The organism is Desulfatibacillum alkenivorans DSM 16219 (genome assembly GCF_900142135.1).
Lineage (GTDB): Bacteria > Desulfobacterota > Desulfobacteria > Desulfobacterales > Desulfatibacillaceae > Desulfatibacillum > Desulfatibacillum alkenivorans.
On record NZ_FQZU01000003.1, the window covers coordinates 211572 to 227858 of the forward strand.

Sequence of the window (16287 nt, forward strand, 5' to 3'; positions counted from 1 at the left end):
GATCGCCCTATGTTTTTTATGGAAATATCTTAGCCAATTCCTCTGTTTGTTTAGGCTTAAGGCGCACAAAGCCCGGAGAAACCCCATTTATCCGAATGAGGCTCAATTCCATGCCTGGGCCCATGCCTGAGGCGCTTCCTGCAACTAAATGCACTTGCCTTTTCATCCGTCTGTAAGGCCCATGTCCCGGCTCCGAAGAAATCAGTTTACTCGCCATGCTCCCTGACCCACGCCAATACGTCCGCATAGGGATAATCCTCCAAAGCGCCAAATCCTGCAAGTCCTTTGGCTTTTGCGGCGGTTAAGAATGGAGACGGCAGCCCGCATAAGAATCGGGCGGTTTTAATGGCTGTGGCTTTCCCCTGCAGGGCCTGGGAAAAGGCGGCCGTAAGATCATTGTAATTGAACCCGGAGAGCGGGGCGAGTTTTTTATACGACTTCAGCTTGGCGGGCCCTGTTTCGCAAACCGTGCAATGGCCGCACTGGGGGGCGCCTTGATCTCCAAAATGCCCGGAAAGGCTTTGGGGAAGGCACTGCCGCTCCTGAAAAAAATCTACCAAAGCGTGCACCCTGGCGACTTCGGCGTTCTCCTTTTTTTCAAACAGATTATGCAACTCTTGGCAAAGAGCGTCCTTGTCAAAGTCCCTCTTAATGATCCGATAGACGTCCACCGCCCTGGAACTCCTGAGTTCCATCCATCCCTTGCTTTCAAAGTATTCCAACGCGACCAGAATGCGCTCACGGGGGGACTGGGTTTGCTCCATGATGGCATCCATGTTGGGGCGCCACCATACTTTCGCGGCCTGGGAATTGGCGACTATGCTTTCCACAAACTCCCTTCGTTCGCCCTGAAACTTGTCCGGCAGGTCTTTGGGGTTCTCCAGGGGCTTGAAGCTGATTTCGTCAAAGTAGGTTTTTATGGGTTCAATAATCCCCATCATCTCCAGATAAACCAGAAGGGTTTTTAGGGGCAGAGCGCGGATATCCGTTTTACTGGATAACGCAAACAGCCGCACCTCCCATTCATTGCTTTGGCTGTTATGGATTTGATCCACCACCGCTGCAACGCCTTCCTTTTCCGGGGTGTCGCCGTACACATAGTTTTCCAGGATGTTCACCCCGTCCAGGTTGGGCAACGCCTGGCACAAGGCAGGCTTGCCGTCCCTGCCCGCCCGGCCGATTTCCTGGCTGTACCCTTCCAGCGACTTTGGCAGGTCGTAATGGATCACACGGCGGATGTCCGCTTTGTCAATGCCCATGCCAAAGGCGATGGTGGCCGCTACCACATGGACCCTGCCTTCCATGAATTCATTTTGAACGGCCTCGCGATCCTCATTGCGCATGCCTGCATGGTAGGCTTTGGCTGCAAATCCTTGCTTTTCCAAAAAAATAGCAACCTGCTCGGCGGTTTTTTGCCTGGTGACGTACACTATGGTGGGGGCCTGGGGCTTGTTGGCTATAATATCCTTTAAAGCCTGATCCTTTTGGGAATCAGGCATGGGCGCCACCCGTAAATAAAGATTCTCCCGATAAAATCCGGTATTGACAAAGTTTTCAGGCGGTATGCCGAATTTCTCCCCCATGTCCTTTTGCACTTCGGGGACGGCGGTGGCCGTGAGCAAAAGGACCTGGGGCGCGTTGAACTCACTGGCGTAGGCGGGGATTTTCAAATACTCCGGCCGGAAATTATGCCCCCATTCGGAAATGCAGTGGGCTTCGTCCACAACCAACAATGACAGCTTCCATTTTTTAAGATGAATGCGGAATCTCTCGTTCCGAAAACGCTCCACGGAGATCATGAGAATCTTCAGCTTGCCGGATTTGGCGTCATCCAGCACCCGGCTGTATTCCTCCCGGGAAAGGGACGAGTCCAGCCTGGCTGCAGGAATGCCTTTTTCCAGGCAAAAGTCCAACTGATCCTTCATAAGGGAAAGGAGAGGGGAGATGACCAAAGTGAGGCCGGGCAGCGCCAGGGCGGGAAGTTGGTAGCACAAGGATTTGCCTGCGCCGGTCGGAAACAATGCGCACGCGGACTTTCCTGCAAGAATAAGGTCAACGACCTCTTTTTGGCCTTCCAAAAAAGTTTCAAAGCCGAACCGAGCTAATAGGGCGTTGGGATTATCCTGTTCCATGCCATCGGCCTCCTTGCCTGAGTCGTCTCCTTACCATACCCGAGTCAGGGGAAAAAGAAAACCCTTCCCCAAAAAACAGGGAAGGGTTTCCTTTTAACCATAAATTTAAGCCGTTAAGCAATTTCCATAGAAATTTTTAGAAAACCTCTTTGCACAGCTCGCCCAGCGTTCCCAGGTTTTCGCAAACATGGATGCCGGCGTCTTTCATGGCTTCGATTTTAGCCTGAGCGGTTCCGGAAGACCCGCTGATGATGGCGCCTGCGTGCCCCATACGGCGGCCGGGAGGCGCGGTGAGGCCGGCGATGAAGCCCACAACCGGAATCTTCAGGTTGGCTTTGATGAATTCGGCCGCTTCTTCTTCCGCGCTGCCGCCGATCTCGCCCACCATGACAATGCCCTTGGTTTCCGGGTCTGCTTCAAAAGCGGACAGAACGTCTATGAAGTTGGTGCCGTTGACCGGGTCGCCGCCGATGCCGATGCACGTGGTCTGGCCCATGCCCTGCTGGGTGAGCTGATGCACCACCTCATAGGTCAGGGTGCCGGAGCGGGAAACCACGCCGATAGGTCCGCCGGGCTTGTGGATTTTGCCCGGCATGATGCCCAGCTTGCACTCGCCGGGAGTGATGACGCCGGGGCAGTTGGGGCCGATCAGGCGGGTTTTGCTCTTGGCCAGATGATTTTTCACCTTCATCATGTCCAAAACCGGGATGCCTTCCGTGATGGCGACCACCAGGTCCACTTCCGCGTCAATGGCTTCCAGGATGGCGTCAGCCGCAAACGGAGGCGGCACGAAAATCATGGAGCAATTGGCGCCTGCGCCCTCCACAGCCTCGTAGACCGAGTTGAAGACCGGCACGTCGTCCATTTTCTGGCCGCCCTTGCCGGGAGTCACGCCGGCCACGATATTAGTTCCGTATTCAATGCACTGGCGGGTATGGAATTGGCCTTCCTTACCCGTAATGCCCTGCACCACAACTTTGGTGTCCTTGTTGACAAATATACTCATGGGGAATCCTCCTCCCTTGGCAATGTTTACTGAACGATCTGGGCGACCTTGGCCGCAGCGTCCTTAAGGTCCTTGGCGCCGGTGAGATTCAGGCCGCTCTCCGCAAGGATTCTGCGTCCCTCATCCACATTGGTGCCTTCCATGCGCACCACAACCGGCACGTTCAGGCCAACCTTTTTGGCCGCTTCCACCACGCCGCTGGCCAAAACATCGCAACGGAGAATTCCGCCGAATATATTAATCAGGATGCCCTTGACATTCTTGTCGCTCAAAATGATGCGGAAGCCGTTTTCCACCTGCTCGGCGTTCGCGCCGCCGCCCACGTCCAAAAAGTTGGCGGGCTCGGCCCCGGCTTGCTTGATGATGTCCATGGTGGCCATGGCCAGGCCTGCGCCGTTGACCATGTTGCCCACGTTTCCTTCCATTTTGATGTAGTTGAGGTTGAACTTGGAGGCTTCCACTTCCAAAGGCTCTTCCTCGTCAAGGTCGCGGTATTCCTGAATGTCTTTGTGACGATACAAGGCGTTGTCGTCAAAATTGATCTTGGCGTCCAGGGCGATGATGCCGTCGTCGCCTGTCAGGACCAGGGGATTGATTTCCAAAAGCGAGCAATCCTTGTCCATGAACATTTTGTACAGGCCCTGAACCATTTTGATAAAGGGCTTGATCGCCGCAGGAGGCAGGTTCAAACGATAGGCGGCCTGCCTGCAGTGGTATCCCTGGACTCCCAACAGCGGATCCACGGGAACCTTTATGATTTTTTCCGGCGTGGAAGCCGCCACTTCCTCGATGTCCATGCCGCCTGCTTCGCTGCACATGATGACGATCTTGGCGGTGGCCCGATCCACGATAATGGAAAAATACAGTTCCTTGGCAATGTCCAGGCCCTGCTCCACCAGCAGCTTTTGGACCTTTTGGCCCTCCGGTCCGGTCTGATGGGTGACCAGTTGCATGCCGAGAATTTCGCCGGCTATGGTTTTAACTTCTTCAATATTTTGAGCTAACTTGACGCCGCCGCCTTTTCCGCGGCCGCCTGCATGAATCTGCGCTTTGACTACAACAGGAAAATCTCCCAGTTCCTTGGCCGCCTCTACCGCTTCATCCACGGAAAAGACAGGTTTGCCCTTGGGAACCGGCACGCCGTAATTAGCAAACAGTTCTTTTGCCTGGTACTCATGAATTTTCATGCAAAAATCTCCTTATTACCCGATGACGCAAAGAACTTCGCCCTTTTTCACATTGTCGCCCACGCCGAAATTGATGGCTTTGACAACGCCGGAAGCCGGGGCGGGAAGGGCGTTCTGCATTTTCATGGCCTCAAGGACCAGCACTGCCTCGCCTTCCTTAACCTCATCGCCTACGTTCTTTTCAATGGCCGTGACCATGCCGGGCATGGGGGCGGTGATAGGCGTTCCATCCACTGCAGGGGCAGCGGCGGCAGCGGGCTTGGCGGCTGCTTTCCTGGGAGCTGCAGCCGGTTTGGGGGCTGCGGCCGGAGCTGCGGCGGGAACCACGGAAGTAACCACGGGCGCGCCGCCCACTTCTTCCACGTCCACCTCAAAGTACTCGTCATCCACAAAGACGTTGAAGGTGCGGACGCCGGGGCCTTTTTCCGGAGCTTCCTTTTCCACCTTTTCAATCACCAGACCCTTGCGGGCTTTCTTGACCAGGTCCTCTTCGGCCAACGCCTGCTCCAGGGTGCGGGGCTTGACTTCATCCGGCACAGGCGCCTTGCCGTATTTCCATTCCAGGAACTTTTTGCCGGTGACAGGGTAAATGGCGTACAGCACCAGATCGTCAATATCCTTGGCCAGGTCGCCGATTTCCTTTTTGGCGTCTTCCATTTCAGGGGCCAAAACCTCGGCCGGACGGCAGGTGATGGGCTCTTCGCCGCGTTCGTAGCCCTTGAGGGCTTTTTTCTGCACTTCGGGATTGATGGGCACGGCGGTCTTGCCGTATAAGCCGTAGCACAGGCCCTTCACCTGGTCGGTGATCATCTTGTAGCGTTCTTCCGGAGTGTCATGCAGCACGTTCATGACGGTCTGCACGCCCACGATCTGGGAGGTCGGCGTGACCAGGGGGACTTGGCCCAGGTCTTTGCGGACCCTGGGAAGCTCGGCGTACACTTCGTCGATGCGGTCCAGAGCGTCCATGTCGCGGAGCTGGTTGACCAGGTTGGAAAGCATGCCGCCGGGTGTCTGATGCAGAAGCACGTTGATGTCGATGATGGACATCTTGGTGTCGTCCAGCAGATACTTGTACTTGGGCATGACTTCTTTTTCCAGCTTTTCGCTGATGGCGGCCAGGAGCTTGATGTCAAAGCCCGTGTCCCGGTTGGTTCCCAGAAGCGCCATGACCAGAGGCTCGATGGCGGGATGGGAGGTGCGGAACGCGTAGGGACTCATGCACGTGTCAATGATGTCCACGCCGGCTTCGATGGCCTTCATGTGGGACATCTGGGCCATACCGGAAGTGAAATGGCTGTGCAGGTGGATGGGAGGCTTGACGTTTTCCTTCAGGGCCTTGACGATTTCGTAGGCGTCGTAAGGAGAAATCAGGCCGGCCATGTCCTTGACGCAGATGGTGTCCGCGCCCATGGCTTCCAGGTCCTTGGCTTTGTTGACGTAATAATCCAGGTTGTAGACCTCTCCGCCCAGGCGGGGTTCGGTCAGGGTGTAGCAAATGCAGCCCTGGAAATGCTTGCCGCATTTTTTGATGACGGGGACGACCGTCTCGAAGTTCCGGTAGTCGTTCAAAGCGTCAAAGGTGCGGAAGATGTCCATGCCGTTTTCCGCAGCGCGTTCCACAAAGGCTTCCGCCAGGTCGTCGGCGTAGTTTCTGTAGCCCACCAGGTTCTGGGCCCTGAGCAGCATGGAAAAGGGAGTCTTTTTCATGTACTTTTTCAGGGTGCGGATGCGTTCCCAGGGATCTTCGTTCAAAAAGCGGTGCATGGTGTCAAAGGTGGCGCCGCCCCAGGTTTCCGTGGCCCAGAAGCCCACTTCGTCCATCATTTCCGCAACGGGTATCATGTCTTCGGTGCGGCCGCGGGTTGCAAACAGGGACTGGTGGCCGTCCCGCAGGGTGAGGTCCTCGATTTTGACCGCGCTTCTTGCCTTTTTACGGTCGGGACCGTATTCAATATCAGTGGTCTTAACTTTGCCGTGCGTGCTCATGGTTTTGTCTCCTGCCCAAAAAAGTGTTTATGCCTTATATTGAAGCGTAAAAATTACATTTTGGTTCTGCCGGCAAATGCCCTCATCTGCATCAAGGTCCGCATTTGCATGGAATCCTGCCTGCCGGCCATGCCCCAATAATTGACCCTTTCGGGCTTGGGCGCCTGGGCTGCTGCAGCCAGAGCTTCTTCCTCGGTTTTTAAGTACTGCATCACTCCGCCTATGGCGGCGGCGACTTTTTTCTTATCCATGTCGGCTCCTTGTTATGCCCTAGACCGGAATGTTGCCGTGCTTCTTGGCAGGCTTGGTTTCCCGCTTGGTGACCATGACTTCCAAAGCCTGAATCAGGCGGGGCCTGGTTTCGCTGGGAACGATCACCGCGTCCACGAACCCGCGGGAAGCTGCCACATAAGGATTGGAGAAAAGGTCTTCGTACTCGGCGATTTTCTCGGCGCGTTTGGCGGCCGGGTCCTCCGCGCCCTTGATCTCACGGGCGTGGATGATGTTGGCCGCGCCTTCCGCGCCCATGACTGCGATTTCGGCGGAGGGCCAGGCAAAAGCCATGTCCGCGCCCAGGTGCTTGGAGCACATGGCCAGGTAAGATCCGCCGTAGTCCTTGCGGGTGACCAAAAGCAGCTTGGGAACCGTGGCTTCGGAGTAGCACCACAAGAGCTTGGCGCCATGGCGGATGATGCCCCCGTGCTCCTGGTTGCTGCCGGGCAGGTAGCCGGGAACGTCGGCGATGGTGAGCATGGGAATATTAAAAGCGTCGCAAAAGCGGATAAAACGGGTGGCTTTGTCGGACGCGTTGATGTCCAGGCAGCCAGCCATGAACTTGGGCTGGTTGGCGATAATCCCGATAACCCGGCCGTTCAGGCGGGCGAAGCAGATCACCATGTTCTGGGCGTAATACTTGTGGGGCTCAAAGAACTCGCCGTTATCCACAATGGCTTTAATGACGTTTTTTACGTCATAGGCGGCCTTGGGGCTGTCGGGAATGATCGAATCCAACTCCGGGGCGACGCGTCTGGGGTCGTCCGTAGGAGCGACGGCCGGAGGATCTTCCATGTTGTTGGAGGGAAGATAGCCAAGCAGCGCACGGATGTTATCAATGGCGTCCGCGTCGTCTTCGCAGGCGAAATGGGCCACGCCGCTCTTCTGGTTGTGCGCCATGGCGCCGCCCAGGTCCTCGAAGGAGATTTCCTCGCCCGTGACCGCCTTGATGACGTTGGGGCCGGTGATGAACATATAACTGGTCTTCTTGACCATGAAAATCCAGTCGGTCATGGCCGGGGAGTACACGGCGCCGCCGGCCGTGGGGCCCATGATGGCTGAAATCTGCGGAATGACGCCGCTGGCGTTGGAATTGCGGAAAAAGATCTCGCCGTACCCGGAAAGGGCGTCCACGCCTTCCTGGATGCGGGCGCCGCCGGAGTCGTTCATGCCTACAATGGGAACGCCGGCTTTCATAGCAAGATCCATGACCTTGCAGATTTTCTTGGCGTGCATTTCACCCAGGCTGCCTGCACGGGCCGTAAAATCCTGGGCGTATGCGAAAATCGGCCTGCCTTCCACAAGGCCGTGGCCCGTTACGACGCCGTCGGCGGGAATTTCTTTGGTTTCCATGCCGAAATTGGTGCAGCGATGTTTGACGAACATGTCGATTTCCTGGAAGGTTCCCGGGTCAAAAAGACGCTCGATGCGCTCCCGGGCGCTCAGCTTGCCTTTCTCCTTATGCTTGGCGACGGCTTTCTCGCCTCCCATCTGAAGGATTTTCGCTTCCCGCTCCTTCAGTTCTTTGATTTTTTCCTCAACAATACCCATAGCGTCCGTTCCTTTCAAAATCCTGGCCTTGCTTTGACAGGCCGGTTAAATTTTCCGGTCTTGTCCCTTAACTAACGGGGCGTCCTGACATGGCGGCTAATCCCGCTGGCACAACTCCACTAAAACGCCGTTGGTGGATTTGGGATGCAAAAAGGCTATCATGGCGCCTCCAGCGCCCTTACGCGGCTTTTCATCGATAAGTTTCACGCCCTTTTCCTTGAGCTCAGCCAATGCTTCTTCTATGTTCTCCACACGGAACGCTACATGCTGAAAGCCTTCTCCACGTTTTTCAATGAACTTGGCCACAGGACCGTCTGGAGAGGTGGATTCCAAAAGCTCCACTTCCGACTCGCCCACAGGCAGAAAACCCGTGGTGACCTTTTGAGCCTCCACAGTCTCCTTGCCGTCAAAAGACAAGCCGAGAATGCTTTCCCAAACCTGCCTGGCGGCGTCCATGTCATTCACTGCAATCCCAAGATGATCGATCTTCAACAGCTTCATGGTTTGCTCCTTTTATTTACAATGAAAAGGTGTATCAATTAACCCAGTCGATGAAGTTTTGAGTTATTGAACGTCTGTCCAGTTATTGACGAGGCAGTCAACCTGCTTTCCCCTCCTATCCACTAAAATTTATCCTAAGCACATCCATGATGAGTGAAGCAAGTGTTTTTACCCGAGTCAAGGTAAAATTCAAAGGCTGGCGCCGTCTTTGGACTTTTCGGCCAATTGACCGGATTCATGAAAACCGGCGAAACTCCTGGCTTGATAGGATTGTTCGAGTGGTTTGTTTGTGCTTAGTTGGTGTAAGACCCAAACCGGCGAAATACAAAGGAAGAAGGAAAAATTCCATCAAATGATGGAGAAAGCCCCGGGGGGGCCGGTCAGAGCCGGTCAGAGTGCGGCGGTCTTTTCCGCACTGCGGATTCTTTGCGCCGCTTCCCTGGCTATGGCCCTGGCCTCGGCGCAAACATTGGCTTCCTTTTTCAAGTAAAGCATGATGCCGGCCCAGAGGGGGAGCAGGCAGTATAATAATGGAGAGGCCTTCAACAGGTCTGCAACGGCTTCACCCATGCCTTGGGCCGTCAGCGCCATGGCGGCTTGAATGATTTCAGCCAGCTTCCGGATGGGCGGAGGGCTTTTATTCTCCAAGGCGAGCAGGGCGTCCTTGAAGGCTTCCATGGCGGAGGACTGGGGCGGGGGCTCCGTATGGGAAGAAGGCGGCGGAGGGGCTGCGGGTTTTTCCGCAGGCCCTGGATGTGCAGGCGGGTCTGCAAGCCGGAAATCATCGCGCCGGTTATCTCCATGAATTTCCTCCGGCGGCGGAGGGGCTGCAGGAAGCCCTTCGGGCTCCTCCATCCCCAACATTATTTTGACCTGGGGCAGCATTGGACTAAGCTCCTGGCTTGAAAAAACATCCAGCAGCTTTTTGGCCTGGAGCGGGTTGCTCCCGAAATCCTCCAGAAAAGCCCGGGCCAGACTCAGTGCTTGTTCCGGGCTTCCGGACAGGCCTTCCAGCAGCATAAGCCCCTCCCAGGCGTCAAAGCAGGCGGGTTCCATGCTTAGGGCTTTTTCAAAGGCCGACTTCGCCTTGGGGGCGTCCCCCAATTTGTCCGTCAAGATGCGGCCTATGAGCGCCCAGCCTTTGGCGTCATTCGGCCTGCACTCAGCGGCGGATTGATAGGCTTGTCCGGCTTCCGGCGTTTTTCCTTGTTTTTCCAGGAATTCAGCCAATGCGACAAAGGCCAGGGGATTGTCCGGCTCAATATTGGCGGCTTCTTCATAGGCGCGGAGAGCGGATTGGCCCCGCTCCAGCTTCTCATGCAGCCGCCCCATGCACACGCGGAATTCCGAGGATCGAGGCTCCAACTCTATGGCAATGCGATAGGCTTGCTCCGCTTCCACGTAGTTTTTAAGGTTTTCATGGAGCAGGCGGCCCAGCCCAGCCCAGATCCAGGCCTGATTCGCGTCTTTTTCAATGGCTTGAAGGTAGGCGTTTTCGGCGTCTTCGTACAAATGCAGCTCCGTCCGGAGCAATTGCCCGAGCCTTCCCCAGGCCCAGGGGTGGTCAGGCTGGATGGACAGGGTTTTGGTGTAAGCCTGCACCGCGTCCTCAAACAGCCCTTCGGCTTCAAATAATTTGGCCAGTTCAGTCCAGCCTGCGGCGTCGTCCGGCCCAGGGGACGGGGGATTGGGGGTATGGGCAAAATTAACGGAAGAAGAAGGAGGCGGCTGACGCTCCGGCTCAGGCGGCGATAGGGGGGCTTCTGCAAGAGAAGAAAAAGACGGGGGCCGCCTAACAAGAGGGGCCTCCGGGGGCTCTTCGGCGGTAGGCGGACCTGTCTCCCCGGCGGAGTCTTTTTCGGAAGTCAGCGGCAGGGCTATGTCTTCCAGGCAAAAGGCCTCTAAAAATAAACACAGTCCGGTTACCTGTTGAAAATGCCCTGGCCCGGTCCTCACAAGGTAGTTGAGGTTATTGGCGGGCCCGTCCAGTTCGTAGGATTTCACCCTGCCTTGCTTGCCCGTGACGCGCACCCTGCCGCGCTTGACAAGGCGATTAAGCAAAGAACTGGCCTTATTGACGTCCATGTCCGCTTTTCGGGCTATCGCCCGCGCGGCGGCCGGAGCCCATTCATCCGCAAGAGCCGCATACACTTTTCTTTCCACCGCCGGAAGCTCCTGAAGCAGTCCTTTATAATAAGGCGTGTGGCGGTCCAGGACGTATAAAAAGGATGCGACGGGGTCTGCGACGGGATCCCGGGCGCAAGAGTCTACAAGAAAAGCTGATAACCGGGGATTGCCCCGGCACAGGCATCGGCACAAGGCGCTTTCCACAGGCAGGGGCTCTCTGTCAACGGCCTCGCGCCATAGTGCGATGGTTTCCTGGTCGTTTAAAGGCTCCAGGCGGAGAACCGTAAAAAAGCTCTTAAGCTCTGCAGGAAAGCGGGAGGCGTTGGCGTCGTCCATGGTTCCAACCATGGAGAGCCACGGCTCATAGGTGAGTATTTGCTTCAACAGATTCGCTTCCTGGTTGGGCGCCTGCTGGATAAGCAGGACGTCCAGGTCGTCCGCAATCAGGACCAGGGTCTTACCCTGGCTGCGTGCGATTTTTTCCAGCAGATCAAGAGCCTTTCCCCGTTGGGCGCCGGGGTAGGCTTCTTCCATAACCTTCCTTAAGTCCGGATCATCCGGCGGAAGCAGGAGATGAAGGGCTTCCATAAAAAATCCGCCTAAATTGAAAACGTGAGGCAGATCCTGAGGCAGCAAGACAGGCAGCTTATCCGGCTTTTTCGCCAATTGCTCTGCAATGGCCCCCGCCATCATGGTTTTGCCCCCGCCCCAAGGGCCTTGGATTAAGAGGGAAGGGGCGGCGGATTGGGGATGTTGGGGCGCAGCATGGGCGGGGCGGAGGCGGTCGACGCATTGGGCGACGAAATCCCGGCGCAGGAAGGCGTTTTGCGATGACGGCTTTCCTTGGGGAAGCCATGGGTTATGTCTACAGGATGGAGTCATGGGCGGCCGCCTTATTCAACAATTTTGTTGGTAAAGAGAGCCTACAATAAAAGAAAGGATATATCAAGGGGTTAATTCAAAATAATGCAATATTCCTTTTGGGGAGGGGATTTGGAAGGGCGCGTAGGAGAGGTGTTGGCGTGGGATTTTCCAGTTTTAAACAATTTTGTTGGCATATCGGACGGCTCGGATCCTCCACCGGACGTCAAGGAATGGGGGCCTTGGGCGGAAATCTTCGCCCCTGGTAAGGGTTTTGTTATAATATCCTTTTAATATAAATTGGTTATCGTTTGCGTCCATGCTGAAAGGGTTGTTAGATTAAAAAAACATATTTGTTGGTATATTATTCTGCAATGCTATTGCTCCTTGCTCCCTCCAAATAATACCGCCGCAGCGAATCCCCGCCCCTCTATCTCTTAGCTGAGATAACCGTCCGAAAATTCATCTATAAAATGGTAATTTCCAGGAAGGTCGCTGGAGGAGCCTGCTACTGAGATTTTGCAAACAAATTTGTTGTATAAAAGGACTGGAAATCTCTTTGACATCAATAAAACGATCCCCCACAATACACCCCAACTCACCTTAACTCCCAACGCCCAAGGAGACTGCCATGCCCCCAAAAAAGAAAGCAAAAAACATTTCCACAGGACAAAGAATCCATGCCCTGAGAATAGATAAGGATATGGACCTGGAAACCCTGGCTAATGAGACGGGCCTTGCCGTGGACACCCTGGAAAAAATTGAGTCCGGAGAAAACATGCCCTCCGTGGGCTCTCTGCTGCAGATCGCCAGAGCCCTGGAGGTGGACTCGGCCTTTTTTCTGGAAAAGGAGGCCAAGACCACGAAAAAGGGCCTGGCCAAAGCCTATTCCGAGCGCACATCCCATTACGCCTACACAACCCTTTCGCCGGGCGCACGGCACAAGCACATGAAGGCTTTTAAGATTGAAATTCCCCCCAGGCAGGAGCACGACGGCGTCAGCTACCAGCATGAAGGGGAGGAGTTTGTCTACGTGCTTTCCGGCAAGGTGGAGGTGACCGTGGGCGAGCATGTGAACAAGTTGGAGGAAGGCGGGTCTCTGCATTTTAATTCCGGCCTTCGCCATCTGCTGAAAAACCCCGGCGGCGACACAGCCCTGCTGCTGGTGGTGGTCTACACCCCTTAACCTCTAAAATATGAAAAGGAGCGAGGACCATGTCCTTTCGATTGACTGCCGAGCAGAAAATGGTCCGGAAAATGGTGCGGGAATTCGCCCGCGGGGAGTTGATGCCCACCGCCGCCGAAAGGGATCGGACCAAGGAGTTTCCCGCTGACAATTTAAAAGAAATGGCCGAACTGGGCCTTTTGGGCATGATGGTGCCGCCCGAATACGAAGGCGCCGGAGCCGATGCGGTCAGCTATGTGCTGGCCTTGTCCGAGGTCGCCTACGCCTGCGCCTCCACCGCGGTCATCATGAGCGTCCACAACTCCATTGTGTGCGACAGCATTTTGCACCTTGGCACGGACGAACAAAAGCAGCGGTATCTCCCAGCCCTGGCCATGGGCGAGATGATCGGCGCCTTCGCCATGACCGAACCCCTGGCCGGATCAGATCCCCTGCGCCAGGAAACCACAGCCGTTCAGGACGGCGACCACTACATCATCAACGGGGTCAAACGGTTCATCACTTCCGGCAAAAACGCCGGGGTGGTTATCGTCACGGCAAAAACCGACCCCAGCAAACGCCACCGCGGCATCACAGCCTTTTTGGTGGATACGGGAACGCCGGGCTTTTCCGTAGGCCGCCTGGAGGACAAAATGGGCCTGCGCGCTTCGGACACGGCGGATCTGTATTTTGAAGATTGCCGGGTTCCGGCCTCCCAGATACTGGGCGGCGAAGGCGGCGGATTTTCCCTGGCCATGAAAGCTCTGGACGGCGGACGCATAGGCATCGCCGCCCAATCCATCGGGGTGGCCCAGGCCTGTCTGGACGCGGCCGTCAAGTACGCCAAGGAGCGGGAGCAGTTCGGCAAGCCCATCGGGCAATTTCAGGGGGTTTCCGGCCCTCTGGCGGATATCGCCACGGAAATCCATGCAGCCAGGCTCATGGCTCTGGACGCCGCCTCCCGCAAGGATCGGGGCCAAAATTTCACCATGGAAGCCTCCATGGCCAAGCTCTTTGCATCCGAAATGGTCAACCGGGTTACGGCCAAGGCCTTGCAAATTCATGGCGGATACGGTTATACCAAAGACTACCCTGTGGAGAGGTATTACCGGGACGCGCGGGTTTTCACTATTTACGAGGGAACGTCCGAAATACAGCGCATTGTGATCTCCCGGCATCTGCTAAAATAAAGGCAAGGCCCGGCCGGGCTGCGGGCGGCCGGACGAAAAATGGAAAGGAAAGAGCATGGCGATGGTTGAATATGAATTAAAAGAGCACGTGGCGGTTTTGACCATGAACAACGGCGAAAACCGCTTCAACCCCACCTACTTGGGGGAATTTTTGGATCTCCTGGACGAGATTGAAAACAAGACGGAAGCCACGACCCTGGTTGTGAAGTCCGCCAACGAAAAAATCTGGTGCAACGGCCTGGACCTGGACTGGCTCATGCCTGTGGTGCAGGCCAAGGACGTGGAAACCTCCAAAAAGTTTTTTTATCAGTTGAACGATCTGTTCAGAAGACTGCTGGTCTATCCCCTGACCACCATCGCCGCCATCAACGGCCACGCTTTCGCCGGCGGCGCCATTTTGACAGGCGCCTTTGACTTCCGCTACATGCGGACCGACCGGGGCTTTTTCTGCATTCCGGAAGTGGATATCAGCATTCCTTTTCTGCCCGGCATGATGGCTTTGCTGCGCAATGTCATGTCCAACAACGTCATGCATTTCATGGGACTCACCGGCTCCCGCATGACCGCCCAGCAATGTCTGGACGCCAAAATGGTGGCCGGCGCCTACCACATTGACGAAATGATGGACAAAGTTATGGAGTTCGCCCTGACCCAGAACAAGCGCCGTCAGGTGGCGGCCGCCATTAAAGAGGAAATGCACCGCGACATCCTGTACGCCATCAACGAACTGGATCCGCCCATCATCGAGACCGGCAGGCTTCAGGTGTAAATTTTTTGTGAGGACCGGCGCCCGCCGGTCCTCATTATCTTGTCCTCCCGCCCTTCCCCTGATAAGATGTCTCCTTTAAAGCCGACCACTTAAACGGCCTGCGGCTCACCAAAATTTAAGGAGACTATAAACCATGCCTTACACCAAAATTGTGGCCACCCTGGGGCCTGCCAGCGATTCGCCGGAGGCCATGAGGGCCTTGATTAAAAACGGCATGAACGTAGCCAGGATCAACTTCGCCCACGGCACGCACGAGGAGCACGCCAAAAAGATCGCCGACCTCCGCGCCATTTCCAGTGAACTGGGCATTCCCGTCGCCATCCTGCAGGATTTGGGAGGCCCCAAAATCCGGGTGGGCGATCTGCCGTCCGAAGGCGTCAGCCTTAAGGCTGGAGACTTGTTCTGCCTGTATTCGGAAGAAGGCAAGGGCGATAAACGAGGCGTTTCCGTAACCTATCCGGAGCTTCCCGATGAAGTGGAAACCGGCGACCCCATTTTGCTGGCCGACGGCCTCCTGGAACTGGAAGTGGTTGATGCCAGACCCACTTGCGTGGAATGCCGGGTGGTAACGGGCGGCGTCCTCACCTCTCATAAAGGGATCAACCTGCCCACGCGCACGTTAAAGACATCCGCCTTGACGGAGAAGGACATCAAGGATCTGGATTTCGGCATGGACGAAGGCGTGGATTACGTGGGCGTTTCTTTTGTCCGGTCCGCCGCGGACATCCGCATGGTCAAAGATCGGATGATCGGCCGCCAGGCCCCGGTCATCGCCAAAATCGAAAAGCACGAGGCCATCGCCAATATTGACGAAATTCTTGAAGAGGCCGACGGAATCATGGTGGCCAGGGGGGATTTGGGCGTGGAAGTCCCCCTGGAAGAAGTTCCCACCTACCAGAAAATACTGATCCGAAAGGCCAACGCCCTGGGCAAGCCGGTCATCACAGCCACCCAGATGCTTCGCTCCATGGTGGATTCTCCCCGGCCCACCCGCGCCGAAGCCACGGACGTGGCCAACGCGGTGTTGGACGGCACGGACGCGGTCATGCTTTCGGAGGAAACCGCCATGGGCGCCTATCCCATTGAAGCGGTGCAATACATGGCCCGAATCGCCAAAAAGGCGGAGGAAACCTTTTCTTACGAACACCGCTTGAAGCAGCATCCGGAAAAAGATATGGCGGACTCCGTGGCCCATGCTTCCTGCGTTCTGGCGGAGCATTTGGGAGCCTCCGCCATCCTGGCGGCCACGGCTTCCGGCCTGACCGCCAAGAAGATATCCCATTTCAGGCCCCAAAGAAAGATTGTGGCCTTGTCTCCCAACGAGTCGACAGTGCGGGAATTGTCCTTATATTGGGGATGTACGCCGGTGTTGGTGTCGTCGCCCAAAGACACGGACGCATTGATCAACTCGTCGGCCAGGGCGGCCCTGGACCATGGCCTGATTTCCAAAGGAGACCTGGTGGTGATTACCGCGGGGCATCCTATCGGAGGGGCGGGCACGACCAATATGTTGAGGGTTATGCAGCTTTAAACCGCATT

12 protein-coding genes are annotated in these 16287 nt (G+C 56.0%); 4 read left to right on the forward strand and 8 right to left on the reverse strand.

Features of this window, described 5'->3' with window-relative positions:
• Positions 1 to 206: 206 nt before the first annotated feature.
• From BUE18_RS04355 to BUE18_RS04390, 8 genes are all read right to left on the reverse strand, one after another.
• Entirely contained in the window at positions 207 to 2132 is a 1926-nt protein-coding gene (locus tag BUE18_RS04355; protein WP_073473256.1) for a RecQ family ATP-dependent DNA helicase, read from the reverse strand.
• A gap of 136 nt (positions 2133 to 2268) precedes the next feature.
• Positions 2269 to 3138 (reverse strand): succinate--CoA ligase subunit alpha, encoded by an 870-nt coding sequence (gene sucD / locus BUE18_RS04360; protein WP_073473258.1) that lies wholly within the window; start codon positions 3136 to 3138, stop codon positions 2269 to 2271.
• 26 nt (positions 3139 to 3164) lie between these two features.
• On the reverse strand, positions 3165 to 4325 hold the full coding sequence (gene sucC, locus BUE18_RS04365; RefSeq protein ID WP_073473260.1) for an ADP-forming succinate--CoA ligase subunit beta: 1161 nt from the start codon (positions 4323 to 4325) through the stop codon (positions 3165 to 3167).
• A gap of 15 nt (positions 4326 to 4340) precedes the next feature.
• Positions 4341 to 6311: a pyruvate carboxylase subunit B gene (locus BUE18_RS04370; RefSeq protein ID WP_073473262.1), complete on the reverse strand. Its 1971-nt coding sequence runs from the start codon at positions 6309 to 6311 to the stop codon at positions 4341 to 4343.
• A gap of 53 nt (positions 6312 to 6364) precedes the next feature.
• On the reverse strand, positions 6365 to 6562 hold the full coding sequence (locus BUE18_RS04375) for a hypothetical protein (protein WP_028315569.1): 198 nt from the start codon (positions 6560 to 6562) through the stop codon (positions 6365 to 6367).
• Positions 6563 to 6581: 19 nt separating this feature from the next.
• A complete protein-coding gene (locus tag BUE18_RS04380) occupies positions 6582 to 8135 on the reverse strand; it encodes an acyl-CoA carboxylase subunit beta (RefSeq protein WP_073473265.1) in 1554 nt (517 codons plus the stop codon).
• Positions 8136 to 8231: 96 nt separating this feature from the next.
• A complete protein-coding gene (mce, locus tag BUE18_RS04385) occupies positions 8232 to 8636 on the reverse strand; it encodes a methylmalonyl-CoA epimerase (protein ID WP_073473267.1) in 405 nt (134 codons plus the stop codon).
• A gap of 390 nt (positions 8637 to 9026) precedes the next feature.
• Entirely contained in the window at positions 9027 to 11645 is a 2619-nt protein-coding gene (locus BUE18_RS04390) for a tetratricopeptide repeat protein (protein ID WP_083610760.1), read from the reverse strand.
• Positions 11646 to 12255: 610 nt separating this feature from the next.
• Between BUE18_RS04390 and BUE18_RS04400 the strand changes: the two genes are divergently transcribed.
• The 4 genes from BUE18_RS04400 (at position 12256) to pyk (ending at position 16279) form a co-directional block, all read left to right on the forward strand.
• Complete coding sequence (locus tag BUE18_RS04400) at positions 12256 to 12810, forward strand: helix-turn-helix domain-containing protein (protein WP_073473275.1); 555 nt, start codon at positions 12256 to 12258, stop codon at positions 12808 to 12810.
• 29 nt (positions 12811 to 12839) lie between these two features.
• Positions 12840 to 13979, forward strand: a complete 1140-nt coding sequence (locus tag BUE18_RS04405; protein WP_073473278.1) for an acyl-CoA dehydrogenase — start codon at positions 12840 to 12842, stop codon at positions 13977 to 13979.
• Positions 13980 to 14034: 55 nt separating this feature from the next.
• Entirely contained in the window at positions 14035 to 14748 is a 714-nt protein-coding gene (locus BUE18_RS04410) for an enoyl-CoA hydratase/isomerase family protein (protein ID WP_073473281.1), read from the forward strand.
• A gap of 133 nt (positions 14749 to 14881) precedes the next feature.
• On the forward strand, positions 14882 to 16279 hold the full coding sequence (gene pyk / locus BUE18_RS04415; protein WP_073473284.1) for a pyruvate kinase: 1398 nt from the start codon (positions 14882 to 14884) through the stop codon (positions 16277 to 16279).
• The last annotated feature ends 8 nt before the right edge of the window (positions 16280 to 16287 follow it).